The sequence below is a fragment of the Neolewinella sp. genome (assembly GCF_965214665.1).
In the GTDB taxonomy this organism is placed as follows: Bacteria; Bacteroidota; Bacteroidia; order Chitinophagales; family Saprospiraceae; genus Neolewinella.
Window position 1 is genome coordinate 410,899 of record NZ_OZ243970.1, and the last position, 25,409, is coordinate 436,307.

General features: G+C 60.4%; 21 protein-coding genes. 14 read left to right on the forward strand and 7 right to left on the reverse strand.

All coding sequences use genetic code 11. The features are described from left to right. Positions 1-3 precede the first annotated feature (3 nt). Positions 4-600: a Uma2 family endonuclease gene (locus ACOOHD_RS02135; RefSeq protein ID WP_420459916.1), complete on the reverse strand. Its 597-nt coding sequence runs from the start codon at positions 598-600 to the stop codon at positions 4-6. Between the two features lie 120 nt (positions 601-720). On the opposite strand from ACOOHD_RS02135, the gene ACOOHD_RS02140 reads away from it, so the two are divergent. Beyond that, a complete protein-coding gene (locus ACOOHD_RS02140) occupies positions 721-3,039 on the forward strand; it encodes an ATP-dependent helicase (RefSeq protein ID WP_420459917.1) in 2,319 nt (772 codons plus the stop codon). A gap of 202 nt (positions 3,040-3,241) precedes the next feature. Further along, entirely contained in the window at positions 3,242-4,081 is an 840-nt protein-coding gene (locus tag ACOOHD_RS02145; RefSeq protein WP_420459918.1) for an NmrA family NAD(P)-binding protein, read from the forward strand. Here ACOOHD_RS02145 and ACOOHD_RS02150 read toward each other — a convergent pair whose 3' ends face one another. Genes ACOOHD_RS02150 through ACOOHD_RS02160 form a run of 3 tightly spaced genes read right to left on the reverse strand, consistent with a single transcriptional unit; the run spans position 4,082 to position 9,991 of the window. Then, a complete protein-coding gene (locus ACOOHD_RS02150; RefSeq protein WP_420459919.1) occupies positions 4,082-5,305 on the reverse strand; it encodes a Pycsar system effector family protein in 1,224 nt (407 codons plus the stop codon). It lies immediately after the preceding gene. After that, complete coding sequence (locus ACOOHD_RS02155) at positions 5,292-6,236, reverse strand: SdiA-regulated domain-containing protein (RefSeq protein WP_420459920.1); 945 nt, start codon at positions 6,234-6,236, stop codon at positions 5,292-5,294. Before ACOOHD_RS02155 ends, ACOOHD_RS02150 begins: the two co-directional genes overlap by 14 nt. 11 nt (positions 6,237-6,247) lie before the next feature. Beyond that, a complete protein-coding gene (locus tag ACOOHD_RS02160; RefSeq protein WP_420459921.1) occupies positions 6,248-9,991 on the reverse strand; it encodes a hypothetical protein in 3,744 nt (1,247 codons plus the stop codon). 197 nt (positions 9,992-10,188) lie between these two features. On the opposite strand from ACOOHD_RS02160, the gene bshB1 reads away from it, so the two are divergent. Next, positions 10,189-10,920, forward strand: coding sequence for a bacillithiol biosynthesis deacetylase BshB1 (gene bshB1, locus ACOOHD_RS02165; protein ID WP_420459922.1), 732 nt, complete (start codon positions 10,189-10,191; stop codon positions 10,918-10,920). 15 nt (positions 10,921-10,935) lie between these two features. On the opposite strand, the gene ACOOHD_RS02170 is transcribed toward bshB1, so the two are convergent. Continuing rightward, a complete protein-coding gene (locus ACOOHD_RS02170) occupies positions 10,936-12,210 on the reverse strand; it encodes a polysaccharide deacetylase family protein (protein ID WP_420459923.1) in 1,275 nt (424 codons plus the stop codon). 83 nt (positions 12,211-12,293) lie between these two features. On the opposite strand from ACOOHD_RS02170, the gene ACOOHD_RS02175 reads away from it, so the two are divergent. Continuing rightward, on the forward strand, positions 12,294-13,094 hold the full coding sequence (locus ACOOHD_RS02175) for a hypothetical protein (protein WP_420459924.1): 801 nt from the start codon (positions 12,294-12,296) through the stop codon (positions 13,092-13,094). Then, positions 13,091-14,167 (forward strand): 3-dehydroquinate synthase, encoded by a 1,077-nt coding sequence (gene aroB, locus ACOOHD_RS02180; RefSeq protein WP_420459925.1) that lies wholly within the window; start codon positions 13,091-13,093, stop codon positions 14,165-14,167. Before ACOOHD_RS02175 ends, aroB begins: the two co-directional genes overlap by 4 nt. On the opposite strand, the gene ACOOHD_RS02185 is transcribed toward aroB, so the two are convergent. Further along, the gene (locus ACOOHD_RS02185) at positions 14,164-14,640 is read right to left on the reverse strand and encodes an Hsp20/alpha crystallin family protein (RefSeq protein ID WP_420459926.1); all 477 of its coding nucleotides are present in this window, start codon (positions 14,638-14,640) and stop codon (positions 14,164-14,166) included. The two genes, aroB and ACOOHD_RS02185, sit on opposite strands and share 4 nt — an antisense overlap. A 122-nt stretch (positions 14,641-14,762) precedes the next feature. On the opposite strand from ACOOHD_RS02185, the gene ACOOHD_RS02190 reads away from it, so the two are divergent. The 9 genes from ACOOHD_RS02190 (at position 14,763) to ACOOHD_RS02230 (ending at position 24,627) form a co-directional block, all read left to right on the forward strand. Continuing rightward, the gene (locus ACOOHD_RS02190; protein WP_420459927.1) at positions 14,763-16,211 is read left to right on the forward strand and encodes a redoxin domain-containing protein; all 1,449 of its coding nucleotides are present in this window, start codon (positions 14,763-14,765) and stop codon (positions 16,209-16,211) included. Further along, complete coding sequence (locus ACOOHD_RS02195) at positions 16,212-16,646, forward strand: hypothetical protein (protein ID WP_420459928.1); 435 nt, start codon at positions 16,212-16,214, stop codon at positions 16,644-16,646. A gap of 34 nt (positions 16,647-16,680) precedes the next feature. Continuing rightward, a complete protein-coding gene (locus ACOOHD_RS02200; RefSeq protein ID WP_420459929.1) occupies positions 16,681-18,192 on the forward strand; it encodes a putative maltokinase in 1,512 nt (503 codons plus the stop codon). A gap of 15 nt (positions 18,193-18,207) precedes the next feature. Then, positions 18,208-18,888 carry a 4-hydroxy-tetrahydrodipicolinate reductase gene (locus ACOOHD_RS02205; RefSeq protein WP_420459930.1) on the forward strand — a complete coding sequence of 227 codons (681 nt, stop codon included), beginning with the start codon at positions 18,208-18,210 and terminating at the stop codon, positions 18,886-18,888. 45 nt (positions 18,889-18,933) lie between these two features. Then, the gene (locus tag ACOOHD_RS02210; protein ID WP_420459931.1) at positions 18,934-19,833 is read left to right on the forward strand and encodes a hypothetical protein; all 900 of its coding nucleotides are present in this window, start codon (positions 18,934-18,936) and stop codon (positions 19,831-19,833) included. A gap of 42 nt (positions 19,834-19,875) precedes the next feature. Next, positions 19,876-20,958 carry an alanine dehydrogenase gene (gene ald, locus ACOOHD_RS02215; RefSeq protein WP_420459932.1) on the forward strand — a complete coding sequence of 361 codons (1,083 nt, stop codon included), beginning with the start codon at positions 19,876-19,878 and terminating at the stop codon, positions 20,956-20,958. A gap of 36 nt (positions 20,959-20,994) precedes the next feature. After that, complete coding sequence (locus tag ACOOHD_RS02220; protein WP_420459933.1) at positions 20,995-22,512, forward strand: M28 family peptidase; 1,518 nt, start codon at positions 20,995-20,997, stop codon at positions 22,510-22,512. 7 nt (positions 22,513-22,519) lie between these two features. Then, a complete protein-coding gene (locus tag ACOOHD_RS02225; RefSeq protein WP_420459934.1) occupies positions 22,520-23,656 on the forward strand; it encodes a sterol desaturase family protein in 1,137 nt (378 codons plus the stop codon). A 95-nt stretch (positions 23,657-23,751) separates the two neighbouring features. Continuing rightward, the gene (locus ACOOHD_RS02230) at positions 23,752-24,627 is read left to right on the forward strand and encodes a hypothetical protein (protein WP_420459935.1); all 876 of its coding nucleotides are present in this window, start codon (positions 23,752-23,754) and stop codon (positions 24,625-24,627) included. Here the strand turns inward: ACOOHD_RS02230 and ACOOHD_RS02235 are convergent. Further along, complete coding sequence (locus ACOOHD_RS02235; RefSeq protein ID WP_420459936.1) at positions 24,611-25,348, reverse strand: 5-oxoprolinase subunit PxpA; 738 nt, start codon at positions 25,346-25,348, stop codon at positions 24,611-24,613. The genes ACOOHD_RS02230 and ACOOHD_RS02235 overlap by 17 nt on opposite strands. Between the last annotated feature and the right edge of the window lie 61 nt (positions 25,349-25,409).

Here is a 25,409-nt window from a genome sequence, read left to right on the forward strand (position 1 = left end):
GGACTACTCTTCGCTTCCTTCGGGGAAAGTAACCTTACGGTAGATGTCAGTTAGTGCGAGATCGATACCCAGGCTGGGGATATGTATAGTAGCGTTAAGTCCCTCCGCATAGCTATGGCGGTACAGGTCGGGTTCGCCTTGTCTAGCAATGAGCGTGACGAAGGGCTCCGTCTGGCTTATAAGTAGATACTCCTGCACGGACGGGAGGGAGAAGTAACACCGTTGCTTGGTTGTCAGGTCATAGTTCATGGAACCTTTTGACAAGACTTCTACGACGACTTGGGGATTCGTGACCGCCCCAGTTATGTACGCAGAGGCAATTAAACCGCCACACACGACGCTCGCATCTGGATAGATAAATCGTTTTCCATCTTCTACCTCGACTTTGAGGTCCGCGTTGAAAGCTATACAGTCTTTTTCGTGAGCGTCTAGTGCATTTCCGAGAAAACGGCTGATGTTAGAGGATACAAGGCTGTGGGGAATCGTCCCTCCCGGCACAAGTCGTAGTTTTCCATAGTGATATTCGTACCGCTGCCCTTCCCGCTGCTCGGTGGCGATGTATTCCTCCAGGCTGACTTGTTGATCGATGGTGGCAGTCATGACGCATTGGCTTTGCTCAAATATACTCTGCACCTGCGTTCGCGCCACCGCCGAAGGCAGCTGCGTAGCAAAACAATTTGTTGCTTATCTTGCCCCTCCCACTCGAAACACTTACACCGCATGGCCGCCGACCCCACCACCTCCACTTACCTCGACTCCCTCAACGACGTACAGCGGCAGGCGGTGACAACTACCGATGGTCCCGTGCTAGTGGTAGCCGGTCCCGGCTCGGGTAAAACCAGGGTGCTGACCTACCGCATCGCCCACATCATCGAGCAGGGCACGGCACCCTACGAGATCCTGGCCCTGACCTTTACCAACAAGGCGGCCCGAGAGATGAAGGCGCGGATCGAGACCGTCGTGGGCAAGCGGGCCAGCTACATCTGGGCGGGGACCTTCCACAGCCTCTTTGCGCGTATCCTACGGGTGGAAGCCCAGCACATCGGCTACCCCAGCAACTTCACGATCTACGATACGGACGACACGAAGAGCCTCATCGGCAGTATCATTCGAGAGCTGAATCTGGATAAGCAGGTGTACGGGGCCAACGCCATTAAAAACCGGATCAGCTCCGCCAAGAGTAGTCTAATTACGCCGAAGCTCTACGAGCAAAACGAAGAGCTGCTGGCCCAGGATAAGCTGGCCAATATGCCGCTGACGTACAAGATATATTCCGCTTATGTGGGGCGCTGTAAGCAGGCCGGAGCCATGGACTTCGACGACCTCCTCTTCCGTCTGTATGAACTACTCCAGAATATACCGGAGGTGGTGCAGAAGTACCGCGAGAAGTTCAAGTACGTGCTGGTCGACGAGTTTCAGGACACCAATACGCTACAGTACGCCATCATCAAGCGGCTGGTACAGTACCCCCAGAGTCCGCGCAACATCTGCGTGGTGGGCGACGATGCCCAGTCGATCTACGCCTTCCGCGGGGCCACGATTCAGAACATCCTGGACTTCGAGAACGACTTCGGGGCCTTCGGCATCCAAACCTTCAAGCTGGAGCAGAACTACCGAAGCACGGAAAATATCGTCAACACCGCCAACGCCGTCATCAGCTACAATAAGCGGCAGATTCAGAAGAGCATCTGGAGCGATAAGGGGGTAGGGGACAAGATCCGCATCATCAAGGCCGTCGACGACAACGAGGAGGGCCGCCGGGTAGCTGATACCATCCTGGAGCAAAAGAACCGCTACCACCTGCAGAATAGCGACATCGCCATCCTGTACCGCACCAACTCCCAGTCGCGGATCTTCGAGGAGTACCTGCGGCGCTTCAATATCCTGTACCGGGTGTACGGCGGACAGAGCTTCTACCAGCGCAAGGAAGTCAAGGACCTCATCGCCTACCTGCGCATGGTGGTCAACCCCAACGACGAGGAGGCCTTCCGCCGCTCCATCAACCATCCGAAGCGCGGTATCGGCGGCACCAGCGTAGCCAAGGTCACCACCCTGGCCCGCCAAGAAGGGCTAACCCTCTTCGAGGCCCTCAAACATGTCGCTCTCCCCAACCGCACCCGCCACGCCGCCGACGGCTACATTCACGTGATCGAAAAGGCCCAGGCTAAAGTGGACAATGCCGATGCCTACGAGGTGGCCGATATGATCGCCAAGTCCAGCGGGCTCACCGATATGCTGCGTAGCGATAAGTCGATCGAGGGCATGGCTCGCCTGGAAAACCACGAGGCCCTGCTGGACGGTATCAAATCCTTTGTGGAGGACGATACCGTCATCGACACCGACACCCTGCCCGATAAATCTCTGGCCACCTACCTCCAGAACATCGCCCTACTTACCGACGCCGACGAGGGCGACGCCACCACTACCGACGTGGTCACCCTCATGTCGGTCCACGCCGCTAAGGGGCTGGAGTATAAATCCATCTTCGTGGTGGGTCTGGAAGAAAAGCTCTTCCCCAGCTGGATGAGCATGGACAGTCTGGACGGACTAGACGAGGAGCGCCGCCTCTTCTACGTAGCCATCACCCGCGCTGAACTTTACCTCACCCTCAGCTACGCCAACACCCGCTACCGCTACGGTAAAATGGTGATGAACGAGCCGAGTCGCTTTCTGGCCGAGGTGCCCGCCGATGCAGTAGAAAACACCACGGGCGGAGGCCGGCGCAGCAATGACTTCGAGTTCGACAAGGTGGCCCGCCAGCGGGAGCACCGGGCGCGGGTTACCGGTGTGGCCCCCCGTAACCGCCGCGGTACTGCCCGTTTTGCCGCCCCGAAGGTAGACCCGGCTACCTTTCAGCCCAGTCCCACCAGCGAGGTAGAGGTGGGCCGTACGGTGATGCACCTTAAGTTTGGCGAGGGAAAGGTGTTGCACGTGGATGGGGGGACGGATAATCGGATCGCTACGATCCACTTTAGCGAGCTTCCGCAGCCTGAGAAACGTATTATGCTGAAATTTGCGAAGCTGCAGGTGCTGGATTAATCACTACTGAGTGTTCGCTGCCGCACTACGTGCGCAGCTCAGGGGAACGAACCACAGATTACACGGATTTGCACAGATTATAGCAACCTCCGGTTGCAGTATCCACAGTACCGGATCGCGAAGCGATCACAAATCTGTGTTAATCCGTGTAATCTGTGGTTAACGATTTGGCAGCTTTGCTGCCTTATACAAACGGCGAGCCATGACGATACTAGTAACCGGAGCAACGGGTAATGTAGGCAGCGAGGTAGTCCGCGAACTACACGAGCAACAGCAGGATGACGTCACCGTGCTAGAGACCTCCCGCCATGTGGACGAAGCTCAGCAAGACAAACGCCCCTTTGACTTCAGTGACCAGACCACCTACGCCCCGGCTCTATCCGGTATCGACTACCTCTTCCTCATCCGCCCGCCGGCGGTGGCCGGAGTGAAGGAAGTATTCAGGCCGCTGCTAAAAGAGGCCATACGGGCCGGCGTGAAGGGTGTCGTCTACTCCAGCGTATACGGGGCCGAGAACAGTAAGTTGTTACCCCACCATGGCATAGAGCAGGCGGTAGAAGATAGCGGCCTGCCCCACTATTTTCTGCGACCTACCTACTTCATGCAGAACCTCACCACCACACTGTACGATCAGGTCAAAACGGGCCACGTAGAGCTACCCACCAACCGGGCGGTATTCAACTGGATCGACGTGCGCGATATCGGTGCGGCCGCCGCCCGGCTACTGCTTGACTTCCCCAACCACCCGGAGGCCTGCGAGGGTATTACCCTGGCTACCTACGAGAACCTAGACTACTACCGCGTAGCAAAACGCTCGCAGGGCAGCCCCCTAGCTTTCACCTACGAGGATGTAAGTCTGCCCACCTTCATCGCCCACCGACTCAAGGCGGGTGACTCGGCGGGCTACGCCGCGGCCGTGGCTGGTATCCACTTCATTCAGCGCTTTCAGAAGCCCGTCATGGCGCGTACCGACTGGCGGCGGCTGATCGGGCGGGACCCCGGTACCCTGGTGGATTTCTTTGCCCGGGCCTCCTCACACTAGCTACTGCATATTCGAGAGGTTCCAGATGTAAACCGTTAGGAAGGTGAGCACGGCCAGGGCCAGCCCCCCGATGAAGGTATTGTAGCTGATGGTCAGCAGCAGGTACTTACGGTGCAGTACCTGCCCGAGGTCATAAAGGTCGCGACCCAGGTCGTCGTAAAGCCCGTCCTGATCCATCTTCAGCTTAGACATATACTTAATGAAGTCCGACTTTTCCAGCTTCAGGAAGTTGCCGAAGTAGAGCAGGCTAGCCTCCTTGCTTTCCAGCAGTTTACGCTTCTTGATGCGGTACTCGGTCACCTTCGGCCGGGCCGAGAACACGGCAAAGATCACCGCCGTCAGCGAGCTCATCAGTAGAATCACGATCGGGGCCAAAAACTCCGGGCTATCGAAGACCAGCTCCTCGAAAAAGCTCAGTCCGGCACCCGATACGGCAATCAGGATTGACAGGATGATCGTATTAATGGAGATCATCATGTTAGCCTTGTCATCCGCGATCCGGCTCAGGTTGATGTGGTTGCGAAAGGCCGTGCGGTACATCGTATCGATGCCGCGGCCGAAATTTTTACCGGTCTTTGCTTTGACTTCCTTCTGCTGGACCTTGTAGTTGTTGCTCTGCTGCTTGCTGACGTTCTTGCGCCGCCGCCCGTCAAATTCCTTCTTCCCCTCGTCCGTCAGGTAGTTAAAGCGCAGCAGGAAATCCTGCATCTCCTGGCCGAACTTCACGGGGTCGCCCTCCTTACCCTCGATGGCCTCGCGTTCCAGCTGCAGCAGATCGGAGCGGCGGTCGTAGCGTTTGCGTCCCAGCCAGTTATAGGCCACGTCATGCAGTAGCCTGGTCGGGTAGTCACTCTGGGGCGCGGCCGCAGGTGCAGCGTTGATCCAGCGGGGAGCATCCCCTACGTCGTAACCCTGTTCCTGACCGAAGCGTCTGAGCTCCTCGGCACTGCGATCGGCCCACCCCTCGGACCCGCCTACGTAGCCCAGAGGGTAGAAGAGGGCGGCCAGTCGCAGGCGCTCGGTGGTGAGCTCATCTAGCTTGGCGAGCGCGGCCAGCTCGGTCATTTTTTCCTCCATCTCCTCGGCGTAGGCGAAGTTGTGGAACAGAAAGATGGGGTCCAGGTCCTCATTGAAGCGCGAGCGTACGTAGTTGCGGGCCGTCGTTATGATTGCAGTTTCCGGCTCCTTGATTTCCGCTACGTTAGCTGTCTCATCTTTGCTCATCGGTGGTGGTGGGTTGCCCCTTGCGGGAGAGGGTGGCAATGATGCCGCGTCCGCCGCGTCCTTCGCTGCTGACGTAGAGGTCGCCGTTGGCCCCAAAGGCGATACCCTCGGGCTGTCCGAAGGTGCCCTTTTCGAGGAGCTCGACGTGTTTGATTTGGCTGTCCCGGTCGATGACTACCAGCACGTTGCCCGCCGCCGAGAGGACAAAGATGTCGCCCATGATGGGATCTACGGCAATGCCACTGGGATTGACTACGTAGGGGCGGTTGGTATTGTAGACGATCTGGCCGACCTCCAACTCGTCGATGTAGTAGGTGGGTTGGGGGTTGAGAGCCGATTGGCGCAGGTCATAGGTATAGATGCCGCGGCGCTGCTCATTTTCCCCCTGCGGATTGAGTTCCTGCGCCTTGGGTACGATCAGTAGGGTGTTGGTGACCGAGTCGTAGCAAATGCCCTCCGTGTCGTTGCGGTAGCTGAAGCTGGTCTCTAGCTTAGTGGACGGTATCTCAGTGGCGGTATCCTGGTAGGCGAAGTAGTGGATGTCGCCGTCCGCTTCCAGCACGTACATATCGTTGTCCTTACGCGCGATTCCTTCATAGTCGAGGTCCTTATCGAAGGTGATCTGCTGGAGCAGTTCGCCGCTACGGGAATTGACCCGAAACACCGTACCCTTTTCGTCCTGCACGGCGAACACCTCGTCGGGGGCGAAGCCGCGGCACAGGCCACTAATCTCGGCTAGCTCGTTGGGCAGTTTGACCACCCGGTCCAGCCGGTCGAAGTTGTAGGGGAAGTAGTAGTCGTCGTCTACGGTAAAGCTTTCGGTTTCCGGCCGCCGATTGACGGTAAACAGGACATAGCCGCCCGCGATGGCGAGTACCACCAGGAGAATTACGACGGAAATCAGATTGGGACTTTCCCAGATTTTGTTCATGTATCCGTAGATTAGAAGGGGAAGCCTGCGGCAAAATTGACCCGCCCCCGCTCCTCATCGAGGAAATAGGTCAGGCTCAGGATAGTTGCCCCCAGGGGAGCAACCCATACCCCGCCGCCGTAGCCGACGTGCCAGGTGCTGCTGTCCTCGCCGTCGAGCCACACGCGGCCGTGATCCAGACCGAGAATGAAGCCGCCTACGGTAGGCACCTCCCCCTTTCCGAAGCCGAAACCCATGAAGCGTAGGTCGATGTTCTGGTATACCATGTTGTTACCTAAATAACGGTCTACCCGCGCAGCGCGGTAGTTACCCCGTCCGCCCATGGAAGCAAGTTGGTAAAACTCCGGGTCACCGGTATTAACCTCAAAGCCGACGCGGGTGGCGAAGTTGATTGCCTTAGTGAGCATACGGTAGAAACTTAGGTTGCCACCGTACTTGGTCGTGGAGCGGTCCCGGTCGTTCAGGTTCCAGGTCTGGCGGGCGAAGAGCTCGTACTTCACGCCGTTGTCCGCCAGTAGGGGTACGGCTAGGTTGTTGGAGGTCAGCGATGCGGCCAGCCCGGCGAAGGGTTGGGCGTCGAAGACCCGCTCGGGAATAGCGTTGGTGTTCTCAATCAGAGTGTAGTCCGGCGCATCATCGAGCTGGATGTTGTGGTAGAAGGGACCGATGGAAAAGCTCGTCCGGTTACGGTTACCCCGCAGCCGCAGCACGGGGTTGAAGTAGATCTCCCGGCGGCGGGCGCGGTTGTACTCCAGGGTCTGGTCGTCATCGATGCCAATGGTTTCGAGGTCCTCATCAGCGGGTTGCCCCACGCCCTGGTTACCGAGGCCGAAGAAGTTGGCTACGTAACCAGGGCTGAAGTAGTGGGCGGCAGCGACCAGGTCGGCCTTCGGTCCGAAGGCATTGTTGAACTCCCCGGTGTAGTTGAACTTATAAAATTCATTCGTGCTATAGGTGCCCGACAAACTGTGGCGTTGGGCGTAGGGGTCGGGTTTCCAGCCGGTGATGGTGGTAGTGAAGCCGCCACCGAAGAAGAACCCATCGTCGACGTTGAAGCCCAGGGAGGGCATCGGGATGGTGTAGTTAGGGTAGTATTCCTGGAAATCGTAGGTATTGAGCTCGGGGCGTTTACTGTTGCGGCGGTCTTTGAGCTTATTGGTGCTATCGCTCAGCTCCATACCATCTTTTTCGTCGTACACCCGGGCCCCCAGTTGGCCGTTGGAGATCGCCTCGTCACCGTCGGTACCACCGATCAGGCGGATGTTAATGCGGCTGTCGGGGCCGGTAAGCTCGAAGCGATCGTCGCCGTCCAGCCCGTAGACGTTCACGGACTTGGTCTCACTGGGATGAAAGACCCGGTCGTAGAACTGCTCGTCGGCATTACCTTCCTTATCGGCATCGAAGACCTGCACGTGGAGGTCACCGTTAGGTAGGCCTTCCAGTAGAAAGTAGTCGTCGTTGTCGGTGCCGAGCACGTTGACACTCTCGGCCAGGGTTTCGTAGTACTCTGCGGCGAAGCGATCGAGTTGGGTGAGCCGCTCCTTGAGTTTGCCGGCGATGTTTTCCTGGTCCAGACTATAGGGTAGTACTTCTTCCGGCATACGCCGCATGGCCGAGTCGATGAGCTCGGGGGAGAGGTTCTCCTGGATGTAGCGGGCCTCGGCTACCATCTCCTCACGGGTCACGGCGTTGAGAAATACCCGGTCGTTCCACTTGCCGTTGAGCGCCCGCCACTTGGCTTTGTTCAATTCACCGGTGAAGGGGCGCAGCTTACGCGCCTCGGGAACGAAGATGCGGGCCACGCCCAGCAGTCCGCCATCGAAGTTGGAGAATACCTGATCACGGTCACGTGCTACAGCCTCGTAGCGAGTGCGTCCGTCCTCCTCCTCAAAGGCCGCCCAGCGCCACTGGTCGCGGTGACGGTCCCAATCCCCGATCAGAAAGTCAAAGAGCCGCGCCCGGGCGAAGTTGCTCTGATCGGCGTAGGTTTTCCAGCTGTCGCGCAGCTCCTCGCGCATGTCGCTGTTGCTGATAATCTTCTTGCTGCCGCCGAAGAAGCGGGTACCGCTCCAGTCCTCGTCGGGCCGCTGCTCCACCCAGTACATCTCCCCCCCAAAGTTGGTGTTGAAGCTGCCCAGACCGGGCTGCTTGGGCACATAAAACAGTAGGGGATCGGCTCCCAGCAGACCGAGCTTTCGCTGCATGGGGGGCAGGGTAAGGGGAGCGTAGGGCTGGATGGCCGTAAACTGGTCCTTGGCCACCTCGGCGGCAAAGCTGTTTTCCAGCAGCGAGGGCAGTAGCTGCGCCGGGTTCTTGCGCACCGATCGCAGCTGGTAGAGGTGCCCGTCGGCCCCTTCGGTGTGTAAGCTCATGGTCGTCATGCCCCCGCCGCGGCGGTAGGGGGTGAGGCCTCCAAAGAGCGTATCGATGTCTACCACGGGGACTTCGACCGGCGTGTAGTACAGCGGCCGATAGTGCCGGCCGAAGGTGGTTTGGTAACTACCGCTACGGTCTCCGCCCTCATTGGCGTAGATGGTAGATTTGACGAGGCGGTCACTGATCTCCTCGGTGGGTACGGGCTCGATGTCTACGTCCTGGGGCTGAAAGCGGTCCTCAATAATGCGGCGGTAGAAGGTGCGCTGCTCCTGTCCGTTCTCGTCTACGGTGTAGAAGCCCACGTAGACCGCCCCGTCGTCGTAAAAGTCCAGCCGACTGTAGCCCACTGCACCCTGGACGTAGTTGGCATCATTGCCTCCAATGCCGGGGCCGCGCACGCTACCGGAACCGGCCACCACCTGCATGTACTCGCCTTCGTGCACCAGCATCATATTGTGTTCGTGGCCGCTCACGAAGATCACGTTGACCTCATCGTCGATGCCGGCCTCGACCTTGCGCACGAAGTTCTGGTAGCGCAGGTTGTGCACGTCCTGCGGGCCGCCCCCCACCCCCTGGATCAGGCGAAATACGCTGCCCACGATGGGTAGGGGTACGTAGGCACCGGGGATCAGATCGGTGAGGGGGAAAAGGTGCTGCTTGAGGCTATACTGTCCGCCCCGATTGCCGTTGGCCTGTAGGGGGTGGTGCATCATCACGATCTTGACCTGGTCGCGGTAGCCCTTGATCTCGTCGGCCAGGGCGAAGGTCATCGCGTCGCGGTTGGTATAATCACAGCCCTCGCTGACCTCCTCATCGCGGTTCCAGTCGGCCAGGTACCAGGCGGTGTTGATGCCGATGAGTCCGACGCGGTCGTAGAGCTCCTCGTCATCCGGGCCGGAGCAGGCGCGATTGGGCATGAATTTGACCTTCTTCTCGCTGTGTTTCTTGAAGTATCTTTCGAGGCGTTCGAGGCGGTTAAACTGTCCGTTGCGGCCGATCTCGTTCTCTCCGGGGGTGTAGAACACCTCGCCCGGTACGCGCTGTAGCCGGTCGATGAGGGCGTCGAGGTGGGCAGTTTCGTCGTCGTTATCGTCCTTGCGCAGTCCGTCTTTGCCGGTGATGTCGCCCAGTAGGAGCAGGGAACTCTGCTCCGTATGCTGTGGCATGGCCCTGACCATGGTTTCTAGAGTGGTGAGCCCGCGTGCGTAGTCGTAGCCCAGGTCGCCGACCAGGAAGGTGGAGTACTCAAGGTTACCGGAGGGATTGGCTTCGCCAGTAAGGCCCTGGATCTCGGCTTCGTGCAGTTTATAATCCGCGCAGTGAGTAAACAGGGATAGGCCCGCCAAGAGGGCGGCAATTCGAAAAACGGCTCTAAGCATCGCGTGAGTAATGTTCGGACTATAACTGTATGTAGGTACATGGGGTTCGTCGCCTACGTGACGGCGGCCGACGGGGCAGTAGTCCGTCGAGTTGCACCTACAGCATAACTGTCAGGCGGCTACCTTTAGCGCCCTCTCCGGACGAATAAACACCCAGGCTACCCGGGAGGTTACCTCCCCTTTATCCCCCTTACCCCATGAAAGTCAATATCCTCGCCGTAGGCGCACACCCCGACGACATCGAACTGAGCTGCGCCGGTACCCTGCTGCACCACGCCGCCCTGGGCCACACGTTTGGACTGCTCGACCTCACCCGCGGCGAGCTCGGCACCCGCGGCACGGCCGACATCCGCACCCAGGAAGCCTTTGCCGCCGCCGAAAAGCTCGGGGCCCGCTTCCGCGAAAACCTCGATCTGCCCGATGGCTTCCTCCGCGACGACAAGCAAACCATACTCAAGGTCATTTCTGTCCTTCGCGACTGCCAGCCCGACATCGTGCTGGCCAATGCGCTCAGTGACCGTCACCCCGACCACGGCCGCGCCGCCAAGCTCGTAGCCGATGCCTGTTACTACAGCGGCCTACGGAAGATCGAGACCTACAATATTGAGGGCGACGAGCAGGAAAAATGGCGCCCCCGGGCCGTGTACCACTACATCCAGGACCGTAACCGCACCCCCGATTTCGTGGTCGACATCACCGGGCACTTCCAGCAAAAGGTCGAGGCCATCGCCTGCTACACCTCGCAGTTCAACGACCACGAGATCAGCGACTACAGCCAGGAGCCCAGTACGCCCATCAGCGGCAAGGACTTCATGGATTACCTGCACGCCAGAGCGCGTGCACTGGGTCGCGAGGCCGGGTACGAGCTGGCGGAGGGGTTTAATGTGGGGCGGCAGCCCGGGGTGAGGGATTTGTTGCTGCTGGACTGAGACTCGACCGGACCCTTAAAGGTCCCTATACATATTCCACCAGCCGGCCCATCCATAGTCGGGTGCAAAACTGCTATTGTGCCACAGGAGGGGGAAGGGGCCACCGAAGGGCGCGAGGGCGGAGCGGAGTTCCAAAAGGGTTGCACCGGCGGCCCCGCCCGTAAGGCCGAGGTAGTTTTTGAGCGTGACGTCCATGGCGGCGAAGGGGTGGATCGTAAGCTTCGTCTCCTGCTCGCGCTCCAGATCGTACCAGGGGAAGGGCAGGTTGGTGCCGGCACGCCAACCGACGCGGTCGGCGTAGCCCATGCTGTGGTCGTCGGTGATGCCGTGGGCCAGGAGCTGGCGGTAGGTTTGGGGCAGCGTCAGCCGGAGAAAGTGCTGGCGCGAACGGGTGACGGGGCGGCCCAGTACGCGTTCCATGCGCTCGCGCTCCCGGCCGGTGAGCTCCGGATCGTCGGTACTGCGGTAGCTGGGGTGGATGCCCTGTTCGGCAGTAGCTTCGAGGGTCCGCATCACTTCCTGCTGGGCCGCCGGAATGGGGTAGGGGTTGGGATCGAAGCGGTGGCTACCGTTGGAAAGTAGCCAGAAGTAGGTGGCCCGCAGTCCCGTCTCGCGGTGAAAATGCTCCAGCCGACCAATAGTATGGAAGGGATCGTTGCGGTCGGTAGCAGCCAGTCGGTGGAGAGCGCGGCGGGCCTGACCGGTCAGCAGGTCCTTAGCCCCTTGTGCAAGCCCCCGCCAGCCCCGGTAGCGGTAAGCCCAGAGTAGGTCGATGTCGTAGGTAGGCTGTAGCGTGAGGGGCCTGCGTCGCGGCGGCGGAAGATCGGGAAACCACTCCCGTAGCTGCTGGCCGATGAGGGCCGTCCACTCCCGCACGATGGGGCGGTGTAGGTAGCCGTGACGCGCCGCGTGGGAACCTGCCCCGGGGAAGCGGCCGTGCGCATCGGGCGTAAAGAAGTGGTACTCCTCGTAGCGGCTCAGGGCAAAGAAGATGCAGGCTAGCAGATCGGGTCCCTGCGGGGTGGGGCAGAACGCGGGAACGCCACGGTAGGATAGGGGGGGCGCGGACGCAGGTGCAAACGCCTTGCCGGAGAGTAGTTCGTGGTGGGGCAGGGTATTCGGTCCGTCGCCGCCGTAAGTAATCCCGAACTGGGGGGTTGGGGTACCGAAGACGGAGCGGTCGTTGTGGAAGTGGAAATCGTAGCCCAGATCGTCGCCCACTACCCGCAGCACGTAGCGCAGGCGCGGGTGGCGGACGGTGGTAGTTACGGTGATGCGGGGGGGGGACAACGGGAGGACAATTGTGCGACTAAAGGTAGGCGGTAACAACAAAGGAATGGGCGATGCTGTACTTTGGGTATATCTTTATAGGCATGCACAGAGTCCTACTTGCCTGCTGTGGGGTTTTGCTCTCTTTGGGGCTAAGCGCGCAGCAGGAGCTCCCCGGTAACCGCAATATCTACGACGCCAAGGACATCGGCATCGTATACAACAACGAGCTGACGTTCAACGTCGCGCTGGCCACCCCGCGCAACTTTTTCTTCGGGGTACGGTCGGGGAAGATCATCACCTACGACAAGACCCGCTACTGGAGCCTCACCTTCGGCGACATCCGCCACAGCCGCGAGCGGCGCGAGAACCCCGACCGCGTCAACGTGGTCAGCAACCGCGTCAGCCGCGCCTACGTGTTCGGAAAGCAGAACCAACTTTACGCCCTACGTCTCGGCTTCGGTACCAAGAAACTCCTGTCGGAAAAGGCCAAAGAACGGGGTGTAGCCGTGGGATACAGCTACGAGTTCGGCCCCTCGCTGGGTATACTCAAGCCCTATTACCTCGAGATCGAGCGCAACGATGCCGCCCCGATCGACGTGCGCTACACGGGGGATAATCTCGACGTGTTCGTCGGCACGCAGAACAACGTCTTCGGCGCTTCGGCCTGGACGGTGGGCCTGGACGAGATCGGAATACGCCCCGGGGTACACGCCAAGGTGGCCACGCACTTCGGCTTCGGCGCATTCGACGAGACGGCCAAATCGCTCGAAGCCGGACTGATGGCCGATTATTTTCTGGGTAACACCGACATTATGGTGGAGAGTGAGCTGACGCCGGGGGTGAGTAATCCGCCGGTGTACCTGAGCCTGTTTGTCAATCTGTCGATTGGCAAGCGGTGGTGATTGACGTAGGGAGCGACTACGACATCCGCATCCAGCCCATTGGTCCCGGTCACTTCGCCTGGCTACGGAAAAAAAACTACGCCGGCTGGGTGGTGCTGGTCGACGATCAAACGCGTAAGCACTGCCTGCCGCTGATCGAGCAGGAGCTTACCGGCGGCCTACCGGTAGTTATCGTCGAGGTGCCCGCCGGGGAGCGTTTCAAGCACCTGGACACCTGCCGCTACATCTGGGAGGAGATGTTCCGGGGCGGGGTAGGGCGGCGCTGGTGCTGCCTCAACCTGGGCGGCGGGGTGATCGGCGATATGGGGGGCTTTGCGGCCAGCACCTTTAAGCGGGGTATGGACTTCGTGCAGCTGCCGACCACCCTGCTCAGTCAGGTGGATGCCAGCGTGGGGGGGAAGCTGGGCGTTGACTTTTATGAGGTAAAGAATAGTATCGGTTTATTCGCCAACCCGCAGGCGGTATGGGTGGACGTGCGCTTTCTACGGACGCTACCCGAGCGAGAGTTACGCTCGGGCTTCGCCGAGATTATCAAGCACGCACTGATTGCCGACCGGGGGCAGTGGGTGGACCTACGGCAGTGGGCGAATCTGGCTGCGGGCGCGGACTGGGCGGAGGTGATCGCCGGAAGCGTCGTCATCAAGCGAGACATTGTGCTGGAGGATCCCTTTGAGCACGGACAGCGTAAGGCACTCAACTTCGGTCACACCATCGGCCACGCCGTGGAGAGCTACTTTCTGGAGCGGGAAAACCGGTTGCTGCACGGGGAGGGGGTCGCCATCGGCATGATTACCGAGTCCTGGCTCAGCTGCACGCTGGGTACGCTTTCGGAAAAGGAGCTGCGTGAGATCACCGATTATTGCCTCAAGCTGTACGGGCACCAGGCTATTCCTCCCAGTTGCTACGCCACGCTACTGGCACTGATGCGGCAGGATAAGAAGAACGAGGCGGACGAGATCAATTTTACCTTCCTGGCCGAGCCCGGCCGGGCGGTGGTAAATCAAACAGCGACCGCGGAGGAGATCACGCGGTCGCTGCAGTACTACAATTCATTGGCGGGGCCGAGGGGCTAGCCGCCCACCTCAATGCGGCGGGGCATCTGGGTTTGTTCGACGGGTTTGAGCACGGGGACGAAGACGTGCAGGATGCCGTTGGTATACTTGGCCGTGATATTTTCCTCATCCACGCTGTCGGGTAGGCTGAAGCTGCGGGTAAAGGTGTGGTAGTTGTGCTCACGCCGGTGGTAGGAGTCATGGGAGCGCACGCGGTCGGGGTGTAGCTCACCCTTAATGGTCATGATGTCGTTGTGGACGCTGACATGAAAATCATCCCTTTCGTAGCCGGGGGCGGCCAGTTCGATCAGGTAACCGCCGCGGTCTTCCTCGTCGACTTCGGTGATATTGGCACCCGGTATGCTGAACTCATAGTCGCCATCGATGCTCTGCTCCCCGTAGAGTTTGCGGCGCTGGATATCGAAGAGGTGATCGGAGTTGCGGTAGCGGGAGTTTTCGGGGGTAATTCCGGTAAAGGCAGTGAAAGTGCGCATGGTCAGGAGAAGTTAAAGGATGTACAAAAAGCCCGGCGGGCGGACGTTTACCCAACGAAAGCACTATTCGAGGTGTTCGCTTCCCACCCCGGCTTACCTTTGTGAGCCCTACACCGTACCTTATGTATCGTTTCCTCCTGCTGCTCGGTCTGTTTACCTCCCTTTCCCTTGTCGCCCAGCCCGAAGCGGGAGGGAGCTACCGGATCACGGTCGACATCGAAGGGTACGAACAGGACATCCTCACCCTCGGCTACTACCTGCTCGACAACCAGTACATCGTCGATACCGCATTCCGCGACGATGCCGGTGAGTATGTCTTTGCGAGCGATACGGCCGGTCTGCCCCGCGGGATTTACATCGTGGTGCTGAGCCCCAACAACGAGTACTTCCAACTGCTGGTGGGGGATGATACCGATCAAGAAATGCGCTTTCGCACCAAAGTGGGCGAACTGAACGATATGGAAGTAGAGGGAAGTGAGGAAAACACGCTCTTCTATGCCTACCTGGGCTACCTAGACAAAAAGCAGCGGGAGAGTGCCCCCTTGCGCGAGCAACTGGCGGATACTACCCTTGCACCCGCGGCCGCGGCCCAAGTGCGTGCTGAGATGGAAGCCCTGGATGCGGAAGTGAAGGCCCATCAGGCCGAGATGATTGCCTCCCACCCGGATGCTTTCGTGTCGGCCATCATCAAGGCTAACCGGCCGGCCCTACCCCCGGATTTTGCCGATGTAGCCGACCAGGAGTCGCGCCGGGAGCTACAGTGGCGCTGGTTGCAGGAGCACTATTTCGACGGCCTGGACCTGAACGACGAGCGCCTGCTGCGTACCCCCTTCTTTTTCGAGCGGGTCGATTACTACGTCAATACGCTGCAGGTCCGCCACCCGGATACCCTGGCAAAGGCCATCGACTTCGTGCTGTCCAAATTCGATCCCCAGGGAGAGGCGTTCAAGTTTTTCACCGTCCATTTTACCAACGAGGCCGCGGCGAGTAATATCGTTGGCATGGACGCCCTCTACGTACACCTCGTGGACACCTACTACCGCACGGGCAAGGCCTACTGGAGTGACGAGGAGCAGATCGCCAAGATGATCGAAACCACCGACCGGCTACGCCCGCTGCTGATCGGCCAGACCGCCCCCGACCTGAACATGGTCACCCGGGCCGGTGAGCCGACGACGCTCTACGACGTAGATGCCGACTACACGGTGCTGTACTTCTGGCGCTACGACTGTCCGGCCTGCAAAAAATCGACACCCTACATGAAGGACTTCTACGCCAAGTGGAAGGATAAGGGGGTGAAGATCTTCTCGGTGTGCACCAAGGGGGAGGACGAGCTCGGCAAGTGCTGGGACTACGTCGACGAGCAGCAGACGGGCGACTGGGTGCAGGTGGCTGACCCCTACCAGCGGTACTATAAGTCATACGACATCAAGAGTACGCCGAGCATCTTTCTGCTTGACCGCAATAAGGAGATCCTGAGTAAGCGCATCGGGGCCGAGCAGCTGGACGAGGTGCTTACCAATCTGGAAAACGCGAAAGCTGCCGCCGCCGCGGCGGCGGCCGGCAAGTAGATGGATACGACCTCCTTCGTGCCGGAGCTCGGCGACCTGTACCTGACCATGGCGGTGTGCGGGGCGCTGATCGCGCTGATGGTCTATCTCGGACTGCGCGCCGGTAGGCAGCAACATGCCGATCCGCGGCGACGCGTGCTGCTACCGATGCTGGCCTACTTCGGTGGCTTGCTGGGCCTGATGGCCTTCCTGGGGGCATTCTGGACCACCTTTAAGTACCCGACGGTAACCATCGCGCCGGCCGAAATCACGATTGGAGACGAGGTGCAGCCCCTGCCGCGCCTGGCCAACGTGCGCCTGGAAGCGATGGGACGTGGGCTCACTACCGGGGAGCGGGTCCTCCTGCTCCAGACCCGCGACCGGCGCAACTGGGCCTTTCCGGCCAACCGCTACGACATCCAGCACATGTACACCCTCATCAAGGCCGGCCAGTAAGTAGTATTGCAGTAATTCAACCACCTCCCACCCCATGCCCCATAGCCACCTCGCTGACCTCTTCGCCGATTCCGAGTTCCTCGAAGCCTTCACCACCATGCTGCTACCCACCTACCTGCCGCAGCAGCGCTGGTTCACCAGCAAGGGCAAGACTGTGGCGGGCACGCAGGTGCAGGCCTTTCATCCCGTGCTGGAGGACGCAGGCATTGCCCTCATCGAGGTACACTTCACCGACGCCAGTCGCGAACTCTACCAACTGCCCCTTTCCCTCAACGTAGGCACCGAACAGCGGGCCTTTTACCAGACCCAGCATCCGGGACTGATCCTGGGAGAAATCACGGAAACCGGTTTACTGGCCGATGCCGTGCCGCGGGCTGATTTTCGGGCCGCCCTTTATGAACTCGTGTTTCAGAGCGAGGAGCGGGCTTCGGGGTTGAAGGCCGAGGCCGGTCGGGTGCTAACCCACGCCAGTAGTGAGGCGGAGAGCGTGGTGCCGGCCATCGACACCAGCAATACCGCCATCATCTACAACGATAGCTTCTTCTTTAAGCTCTTCCGCAAGCTCGATCCGGGGCTTAACCCCGATCTGGAGCTGATACGCTTTTTGAGCGAGCGGACGGATTTCCAGCACTGCCCCCCTTACGGCGGCAGCCTCGGGATCGGAGACATGGAAGCCGATCATTATCTGAACCTGGGTCTGATGTCCGGTAAGGTGCACAACCGGGGGGATGCCTGGTCGCTTTTCCAGGACCTGACGGAGCGCTACTTCGCCGGCGACGACGAAGACGACGACGACGGGGTCGACGAAGAAACCCTGTCTCGTGCGCGCCTCCTGGGCCGGCGCACTGCCGAAATGCACCGGGCCCTGGCCTCTGCAGGGGAGGACCGACCGGATCTGGTGCCCGAACCTTTGACCGCTGAGTACCGGAGGGAGATTACCCAGGCAGCCCTTAGGCTGCTCGACCGGCAATTCACCCAGCTGGAAAGTCGACTCTCCGAACTAGGAGAGTCAAAGCAGTCGCTGGCCCACGAGGTGCTCGGTGCCCGTCCGCACCTGGAGCAACAGCTCGGTGCCCTGCGCGACCGGCCGCTGACGGCCCAGCTTACCCGCATCCACGGCGACTACCACCTGGGGCAGGTGCTGTATACCGACGATGACTTTTACATCATCGACTTCGAGGGTGAACCGCTACTGACGATTCCGGAGCGGCGGCGGAAGCGGCCGCCGCTGAAGGACGTCGGGGGCATGGTCCGCTCCTTTCACTACGCCGCGCAGGGGCAGTTGCTGCTGAATCCGGAGCGCTACAGCGGTCGTGACCTGAGCCAGCGGGCCGAAGCGTGGTACCGCACGGTAAGCGATGCCTACCTAGATGCTTACTTTGAAGCCTGCGGGGAGGCTAGCTTCCTGCCCGCCGCCGACGATGACCGCCGGGCACTGCTCGATCTATTCATCCTGGAGAAGGCAGTGTATGAAGTAGCCTACGAACTCAACAGTCGTCCGGAGTGGCTGCCCATTCCCCTTAAGGGGGTGCTCTCCCTGGTCTAGCGTACTTTCGCGGGTATGAGGATCGCACTACTGGGCTACGGTAAGATGGGCCGTTACCTCGACCGCCTGGCCACCGCGGCGGGTGATGAGGTGGTGCTGCGCATCGGCGCTGGTAACCGCGACCAGATCACGCGGGAGGAGCTCCGGACCGCCGAGGTGGTCATCGAGTTCTCGCGCCCCGATGCGGCGGTGACAAACATCGCATGGGTGTTGGATGCAGGTCTTCCCCTCGTAGTCGGTACTACCGGGTGGTTGGATCAACTGGATAAGGTCACGGAGCGGGTGGAGTCTACCGGGGGTGCACTGTTCTGGGCCTCCAACTTTAGCGTTGGGGTCAATATCTTCCTTGCCGCCGCCCGCCAATTGGCCGCCGCCCTGCACCAGCAGTCGGGCTACACCGCCACCATCGAGGAAACTCACCACACCGAAAAGCTCGATGCTCCTTCGGGTACTGCGCTAACCCTAGCGGAGGAGGTCCGTGCCGCGTTGGACTACGATGTCCCCATCACCTCCCACCGCGAGCCCGACGTGCCCGGTACCCACCTGTTGCGGTTCCACTCGCCGATCGATACCCTGGAGCTGCTGCACACGGCCCACTCCCGCGAGGGCTTTGCCCGGGGCGCTTTGACCGCCGCCCGCTGGCTACCCGGTCGCCGGGGGGTGTACACCATGCGCGATTTACTCGCCGAGCCGTAGCCCTTGCGTTATCTTTACCCCCTCGTTTTCCCAAAGCCTCCGTGCATGATCCGCTGCCTTCTGCTCTGCCTCGCCATCTGTCTAACCGCCGCCCCCGGAGGCGTGAAGGCGCAAGCCCCGCAGACCCAGCTATACGTCTTCGACATGCGCATGAGTGATACCTCACTCACGGTGAGCAATCCGCGCTACCTCTCCGCCTTCAATCCCACGGGCTACAACAATCACCCCAACTGGGCGGACCGCAACATCCTCTACGCCTCCGTCATTCTGCCCGGTATGGCGCAGCCCGATCTGTACCGGTTCGACCTCAGCAGCAATACCCGCGAACGGCTCACCGACACCGAGGCCGGTGAGTACAGCCCGAAGAAGATGACCGGCGGTAGTCGGTTTTCCGCCGTGCGGCAGGAGTACGTGGGTCAGGATACCGTGCTGCGCCTCTGGGAATTTCCTACCGATCTATCCGACAACGGCAAACCGGTGCTCCCCGGCACCAACGGTGTGGGCTACTACGAGTGGCTCAACAATGCGCAGCTTGCGCTCTTTATCAATGCCAGTCCGAATCAGCTGGTCCTGGCTTCCACTACCAGCGGCGACGCCCCCCGCACCCTGGCCACGAATACCGGCCGCGCCTTCACGCGGCTTACTAACGGTAACCTGGTCTACGTAGACAAGAGCAGCGTACCCTATAACCTGGTCGAGCAAAACCTCTACCGCCTCGAAGAAGCCCCCCGGGTCATCGCGCCGATGGCCCCCAAGACCGAGGACTTCATTCTCCTACCCGACGGTACCTTCCTGGCCGGTAGCGGCAGTCGCCTCTACCGCCTCAATCCGGCCGACGGTAGCGGCAGCTGGCGCGAGGTGGTCGATCTGAGCTTCTACGGCCTGGAGCGCATCAGCCGCCTGGCCTACAACGGACAAAATCAGCTCGCCCTCGTGGCGGAGTAGTCCACCCCTTTTTCCCCTTCGCCCTAACCAAGCCCTACCCCCATGATTATCGGATGCCCTAAGGAAATCAAGAATAACGAAAACCGCGTAGCCCTCACCCCCGGCGGTGCCCTCGAACTCGTGCGCCGCGGCCACACCGTGCTGGTACAGACTCAGGCCGGGGCCAACAGTGGCTACGGTGACGCCGATTACGTGCAAGCTGGCGCTGAGATCCAGCCCGATATCCAGTCGGTGTACGCCAAAGCAGAAACCATCGTCAAGGTCAAGGAGCCCATCGAGGAGGAGTACGACCTGGTCCGTGAGGGGCAGTTGCTGTTCACCTACTTTCATTTCGCCAGTTCCCGTTCCCTTACCGAGGCGATGGTGCGCAGCGGCGCGGTCTGCCTGGCCTACGAAACCGTCAAGGCCCCCGATGGTAGCCTCCCCCTGCTGGTACCCATGAGTGAGGTGGCGGGCCGCATGTCGGTCCAGGAGGGCGCTAAGTACCTCGAACGGCACGCCGGAGGCCGGGGTATTTTGCTCGGTGGCGTACCCGGCGTACCCCCCGCCCGCGTCCTCATTCTGGGCGCCGGGGTGGTCGGTACCGAAGCCGCCAAGATGGCCGCCGGTCTGCATGCCAACGTGACCCTGATGGACATCAACCTCGACCGCCTACGCTACCTGGCCAACATCCTGCCGGCTAACGTCACCCTGATTTTCAGCAGCGAGTACAACATTCGCCGCGAGCTCGACCGCGTCGACCTTATCATTGGGGCCGTACTCATCCCCGGGGCCAAGGCGCCCCACCTCATTACCCGCCAGATGCTCAGCGAGATGCGCGACGGTAGCGTGGTGATCGATGTGGCGGTAGATCAGGGCGGCTGCATCGAGACCTGCCACCCCACCACCCACGAGGACCCTACCTACGTCATCGACGGCGTGATCCACTACTGCGTCGCCAATATGCCCGGTGCCGTACCCTTCACCAGTACGCTGGCCCTGACCAACGCCACCTTTCCCTACCTACTCCAGATCGCCCAGAAGGGGTGGGAGCGGGCTACGGACGAGGACCCCGGCCTTAAGGCGGGCCTCAACATTGTGCACGGCGAGATCGTCTACGAAGAGGTCGCTGAGGCCTTCGCCTAATCCATTCCTTCCCGTTTCGTCTACAATCCGCGCCACGTGACCCGACTGCTCCTACCCGTTGTCCTACTGCTAGCACTGACCGTCTCCGCCCAGGAGACCATCGACCGCAGCCTGCCCGAGTTCGACTTCGACCAGCTGGAACTGGCCGGACAGATGCACTTTCTGGCTTCCGATTTCCTGGCCGGACGCCGTACTGGCTCCGTTGGCAATGAGGTAGCCGCCGAGTACATCGCCGCGCAGCTACGGGGCTACGGCTACGCGCCCCTCAACGCCGCCGACAGCAGCTACTTCCAGACCGTACCCCTTAGCCGGGTGAACCCGCCGTTGGCAGCAAGCCTACGCATCGGAGATAGCACCTACGTACTGGGCGAGGAGATGATTATGCTCCGCGGACCGGCGGCCGAGGCTACCGCCCAGGTCGTGTACGCCAATTACGGCTGGGTAGATGAAGAGACCGGGCACAATGACTACGAGAACCTAGACGTGCAGGGTAAGATCGTGGTCACCCGGGCAGGTATTCCGGGCGATCCCGGTCAGCAGGGAATTTTCAGGGGCATAGGTCAGAAGGCCGAACTTGCCGCGGACGCAGGTGCAGTAGCGGTATTTGAGATCTACTCCCTGCCCTATCCCTGGGAGGGCTTCCGGGGCTACCTCGGAGGCGAGCGCATGAGTGTGAGCGACGGTAGCGAGCCGGCCAGTATTCCGTACGGATTCGTGAACTTTGCTAACGCTTCGGTACGCGACCTTCAGGATGCACCCAACGGTCTACCCGGTCAGGTCATGAGCAGTGGCCTGCGGGTAAAAGATATGGGCAGCCGCAACGTGGGAGGCATCCTTCGGGGCAGCGATCCTGAGGTGGCCGATGAGTACATGCTGATGACCGCCCACTTCGACCACGTTGGGGTCGGGGCGCAGGGGGGAGGCTTTTACTCTGCCGAGGACAGCATCTTTAACGGCGCGCGCGACAACGCCTTCGGCACCATTAGCCTACTGGCAGCCGCCCGGGCGTTTGCCGAGATGCCGCCGCACCGCTCGGTCATCATACTGGCCGTGACGGGTGAGGAACTAGGCCTCTTAGGCAGCAAGTATTACGCAGAAAATCCGTTGGTGCCCCTCGATCAGACGGTCTTTAACTTCAATACTGACGGAGCCGGCTACGACGATACCTCGGCCGTATCGCTCATCGGGGCCAACCGTACGGGGATCGACTCCCAGGTGCAGGCGGCGGCCGCCGCCTTTGGCAAATCAGTGATCAACGACCCGGCCCCGGAGCAGGGGCTCTTCGACCGATCGGACAACGTAAGCTTTGCCGCCCTCGGCGTACCCGCCCTGACATTTAGTGGGGGTACGACCGGCTTTTCCGACGAAATCAATCGTTACTACCACCAGGTGGCCGACAACCCCGAGACGATCAATATGCAGTACCTCAAGGAGTACTGCCAGGTATTCACCCTGGCTGCCCGCCTGATCGCCAACCGCGACAGCGTGCCGTTCTGGGTGGAGGGAGACAAATACGAGGCTGCCGGAAAAACACTTTACGGCTCCCGCAAGTAACGTAGCTATGACCAAGCCGCTCTACACCTTCGACGACATCCAGAACCTGGAGTTCCCCCCGGTGATCGTCTATGCCGTACCCGTCATGGTGGCCCTTACCATCGTTGAGTGGTTCCTGCGCCGGCGCGAGTACATCCACGAGCTCGAGGAGGCCGCCCAGGCCCTCGGCTTCCTGACCGACTATGCCCCCACCTTCGCCAATTCGGGCTACAACCCCATCCGTTACACCCAGCGTCGCAATGCCTACGCCGAGGAGATGAAGGCCTACATCGCCGACCACGCCGGGCAGAGTCGCGCCGAGAAGCACAATTACGACATCAAGGACGGCCTGGCCGCCGCCGGAGTAGGGGTGGGTAACCTCATCAGCACCGCCCTGGTGAAGGCCGCGACCTTCGGGATTATCCTATTCTTCTACAACCTGACCCCGCTCTACATCCCCACTACCTGGTGGAGTTTCGTGCTCTGTTTCGTGGTCGTCGACTTTTGCCGCTACTGGGCCCACCGCGTGAGTCACGAGCAGCGCTTCTGGTGGGCCACCCACGTCACCCACCACAGCTCCGAGCAGTACAACTTTACCGTCTCCTTCCGCCTGAGCTGGACGCAGCACATCAAGGTCATCTTCTTCATCCCCGCCGCCCTGCTTGGTTTCGACCCCTTTGTATTTTTCATCTGTATGCAAATCGGCGTTCTCTACCAGTTCTGGATCCATACCGAACTCATCGACCGTATGTGGGCCCCCATCGAGTTCGTTTTCGTCACGCCCAGCCACCACCGCGTACACCACGCTACGGAGGAAAAGTACCTGGATAAGAACTACGGCTCCAGCCTCATCATCTGGGACCGCCTGTTCGGTACCTTCTGCCCCGAGCAGGAAACGCCCAACTACGGCATCCTCAAACCGGTCAATAGTTACAACCCCATCAAACTCGTCTTCCACGAGCACGTCGACATGTTCCGCGACATGAACACCTACCGCCACCCCAGGGCCTGGTGGCGCATCTGGTTCGGCGGCCCCGGCCTCACCCTCGACAAAGAGAAACACTACGGCTTCTACAAGTACAAAGACGGTATCGTCCCCTCGGCTTCCGAATCCCAGAAGGAAAAGAAAGTAGGGCAAGAAACCCCCGGCAACGTGGTGGTGTAGACGAAGGCTCAGCGTGGTCTAACTGCACAAATGACGAGATTCTGTATTATAGCAGCATCCCCCGTCCCTCCATCCCTCGTCCCATACTCCCCCCCATGCCACTCCTTAACGACCTCAAGAAAATCTTTTTCGGCGCCAAGTCCGTAGCCAAGCATCAGGCCGGTAAGGTAGAAGAGGAGCTAGCCACCCAGGGCGACGAGCTCCTGGAAATGGGCAAGCGCGCCGCCGCCGTAGTTGCCGACCGCGCTCCGGAGTATATCCAGAAGGGGAAGGACGCGCTACAGGATCTAGGCGATGCAGTATTTAAGGAGCCGGAGCCTTCCCCGGCCCCAACGACCCAACAAGCTAAGGAGATCATCGACGACCAGCTCGATTTTGGCAACCTCGATCTGACCCGCGAGAAGGACGCCCCGAAGTCGGGCAGTATCGACTTCGAGGACGACCTAGAGGAGACAGATCCCGTGACCCCCAAAGAACCCTCCGCCTTCCGTCAGGTGGCCGATGCCGGTCTCGATGCTGCCGCCCGCACCGGGCTCGCTGCTAAGGAGCAGGCCGGTAAGCTCGGTGATGAAATCCTCGACCGCGCCGCCAAGGCCGGCGCCAGTCTCAAGGGCAAAACGGATGCCTTCATCGACCACGCCAATCGCGAGGCCGAAAAGATGCAACTCGAGGACTCCATCCGCGAGGCCAAAGCCGCCGCCGAACAGGCCGAGGCCCGCGCCCGTGCCTTCGACGGCAAGGAAGGAGCGCGCAAAACCGGTGACTCTACCCTCAGCGGCACCGATAGTTTCTTCGACCGAGCCGACCGCTTCGCTAGTGGTGACTACCACAACGAGGGCGGTAAGGCGGTGCGTGTACAGGACGACCCCAACTACCAGCCCAAAAAAAAGAGCGATCTCATAGCCGGATTTCTGGATACTGACGGCGACGGCGACAGTCTCATCGATGACGCCATTATTGAGGAGGAATAGCGTCCAACGCCTCCCTGATGGCTCGTGCACGCTCGACTGCTCCGGCATGATCGCCGTGCAGACAAAGCGTTGCTATCTGCAGCTCCCGGCTACTTCCATCCGTAGTTCGTACCTGCCCCCTGGCAAGTAATAGCGCCTGCTCGACGGCCTCCGCTACACCGTCTATGCAGGCATCAGTTTCCGTGCGGGGTCGCAGGTGCAGGCTGGGATCGTACCGCCGGTCCGCAAATCCTTCCGCCAAAAACGCTAGCCCCTCCGCATCCACCGCACGCCGCAACTCGCCGGTGGGCGGGCCGAGTAGGTGGGGGATACCGAGCTTAGCTGCGACACCCGCCACCGCACCTGCCGCCAGGGGGTGCGCGTTGGCGTAGTGGTACAGTGCCCCGTGGGGTTTGAGGTGGTGTAGGGAAGCGGCGGCCCCTGCCGCCCATGTCATTCCCTGCAGCGCGGCTACCTGGTAGAGCAACAAAGCTTCTAACTGGTCGGCAGGTAGTTCCATCACCTGCCTTCCAAAGTTGGCCCGGTCGGGAAAACTGGGGTGGGCGCCGATCTTCACGCCGTGCTCGAGGGCTAGAGCGATCGTACGCTGCATGGTCAGTGCATCCCCGCCGTGGAAACCACAGGCCAGGTTACAGAGATCTAGGTAGGGCATCAAACCGGCGTCGTCACCGATCTGCCGGTCGTACCAGGATTCGCCGAGGTCTGCGTTGAGGAGAAGCATAGGGGGTTTAAGATAGGAAGCTGCTTCATACATTTTGCACCTGCGACCCCGCCCGTAGTTT

Excerpts from the sequence above, each read along its gene's own strand:
- ACOOHD_RS02135 (WP_420459916.1), bottom strand. The coding sequence starts at position 600 with ATGACTGCCACCATCGATCAACAAGTCAGCCTGGAGGAATACATCGCC.
- ACOOHD_RS02140 (WP_420459917.1), top strand. The coding sequence starts at position 721 with ATGGCCGCCGACCCCACCACCTCCACTTACCTCGACTCCCTCAACGAC.
- ACOOHD_RS02145 (WP_420459918.1), top strand. The coding sequence starts at position 3,242 with ATGACGATACTAGTAACCGGAGCAACGGGTAATGTAGGCAGCGAGGTA.
- ACOOHD_RS02150 (WP_420459919.1), bottom strand. The coding sequence starts at position 5,305 with ATGAGCAAAGATGAGACAGCTAACGTAGCGGAAATCAAGGAGCCGGAA.
- ACOOHD_RS02155 (WP_420459920.1), bottom strand. The coding sequence starts at position 6,236 with ATGAACAAAATCTGGGAAAGTCCCAATCTGATTTCCGTCGTAATTCTC.
- ACOOHD_RS02160 (WP_420459921.1), bottom strand. The coding sequence starts at position 9,991 with ATGCTTAGAGCCGTTTTTCGAATTGCCGCCCTCTTGGCGGGCCTATCC.
- bshB1 (WP_420459922.1), top strand. The coding sequence starts at position 10,189 with ATGAAAGTCAATATCCTCGCCGTAGGCGCACACCCCGACGACATCGAA.
- ACOOHD_RS02175 (WP_420459924.1), top strand. The coding sequence starts at position 12,294 with ATGCACAGAGTCCTACTTGCCTGCTGTGGGGTTTTGCTCTCTTTGGGG.
- ACOOHD_RS02185 (WP_420459926.1), bottom strand. The coding sequence starts at position 14,640 with ATGCGCACTTTCACTGCCTTTACCGGAATTACCCCCGAAAACTCCCGC.
- ACOOHD_RS02190 (WP_420459927.1), top strand. The coding sequence starts at position 14,763 with ATGTATCGTTTCCTCCTGCTGCTCGGTCTGTTTACCTCCCTTTCCCTT.
- ACOOHD_RS02195 (WP_420459928.1), top strand. The coding sequence starts at position 16,212 with ATGGATACGACCTCCTTCGTGCCGGAGCTCGGCGACCTGTACCTGACC.
- ACOOHD_RS02200 (WP_420459929.1), top strand. The coding sequence starts at position 16,681 with ATGCCCCATAGCCACCTCGCTGACCTCTTCGCCGATTCCGAGTTCCTC.
- ACOOHD_RS02205 (WP_420459930.1), top strand. The coding sequence starts at position 18,208 with ATGAGGATCGCACTACTGGGCTACGGTAAGATGGGCCGTTACCTCGAC.
- ACOOHD_RS02210 (WP_420459931.1), top strand. The coding sequence starts at position 18,934 with ATGATCCGCTGCCTTCTGCTCTGCCTCGCCATCTGTCTAACCGCCGCC.
- ald (WP_420459932.1), top strand. The coding sequence starts at position 19,876 with ATGATTATCGGATGCCCTAAGGAAATCAAGAATAACGAAAACCGCGTA.
- ACOOHD_RS02225 (WP_420459934.1), top strand. The coding sequence starts at position 22,520 with ATGACCAAGCCGCTCTACACCTTCGACGACATCCAGAACCTGGAGTTC.
- ACOOHD_RS02230 (WP_420459935.1), top strand. The coding sequence starts at position 23,752 with ATGCCACTCCTTAACGACCTCAAGAAAATCTTTTTCGGCGCCAAGTCC.
- ACOOHD_RS02235 (WP_420459936.1), bottom strand. The coding sequence starts at position 25,348 with ATGCTTCTCCTCAACGCAGACCTCGGCGAATCCTGGTACGACCGGCAG.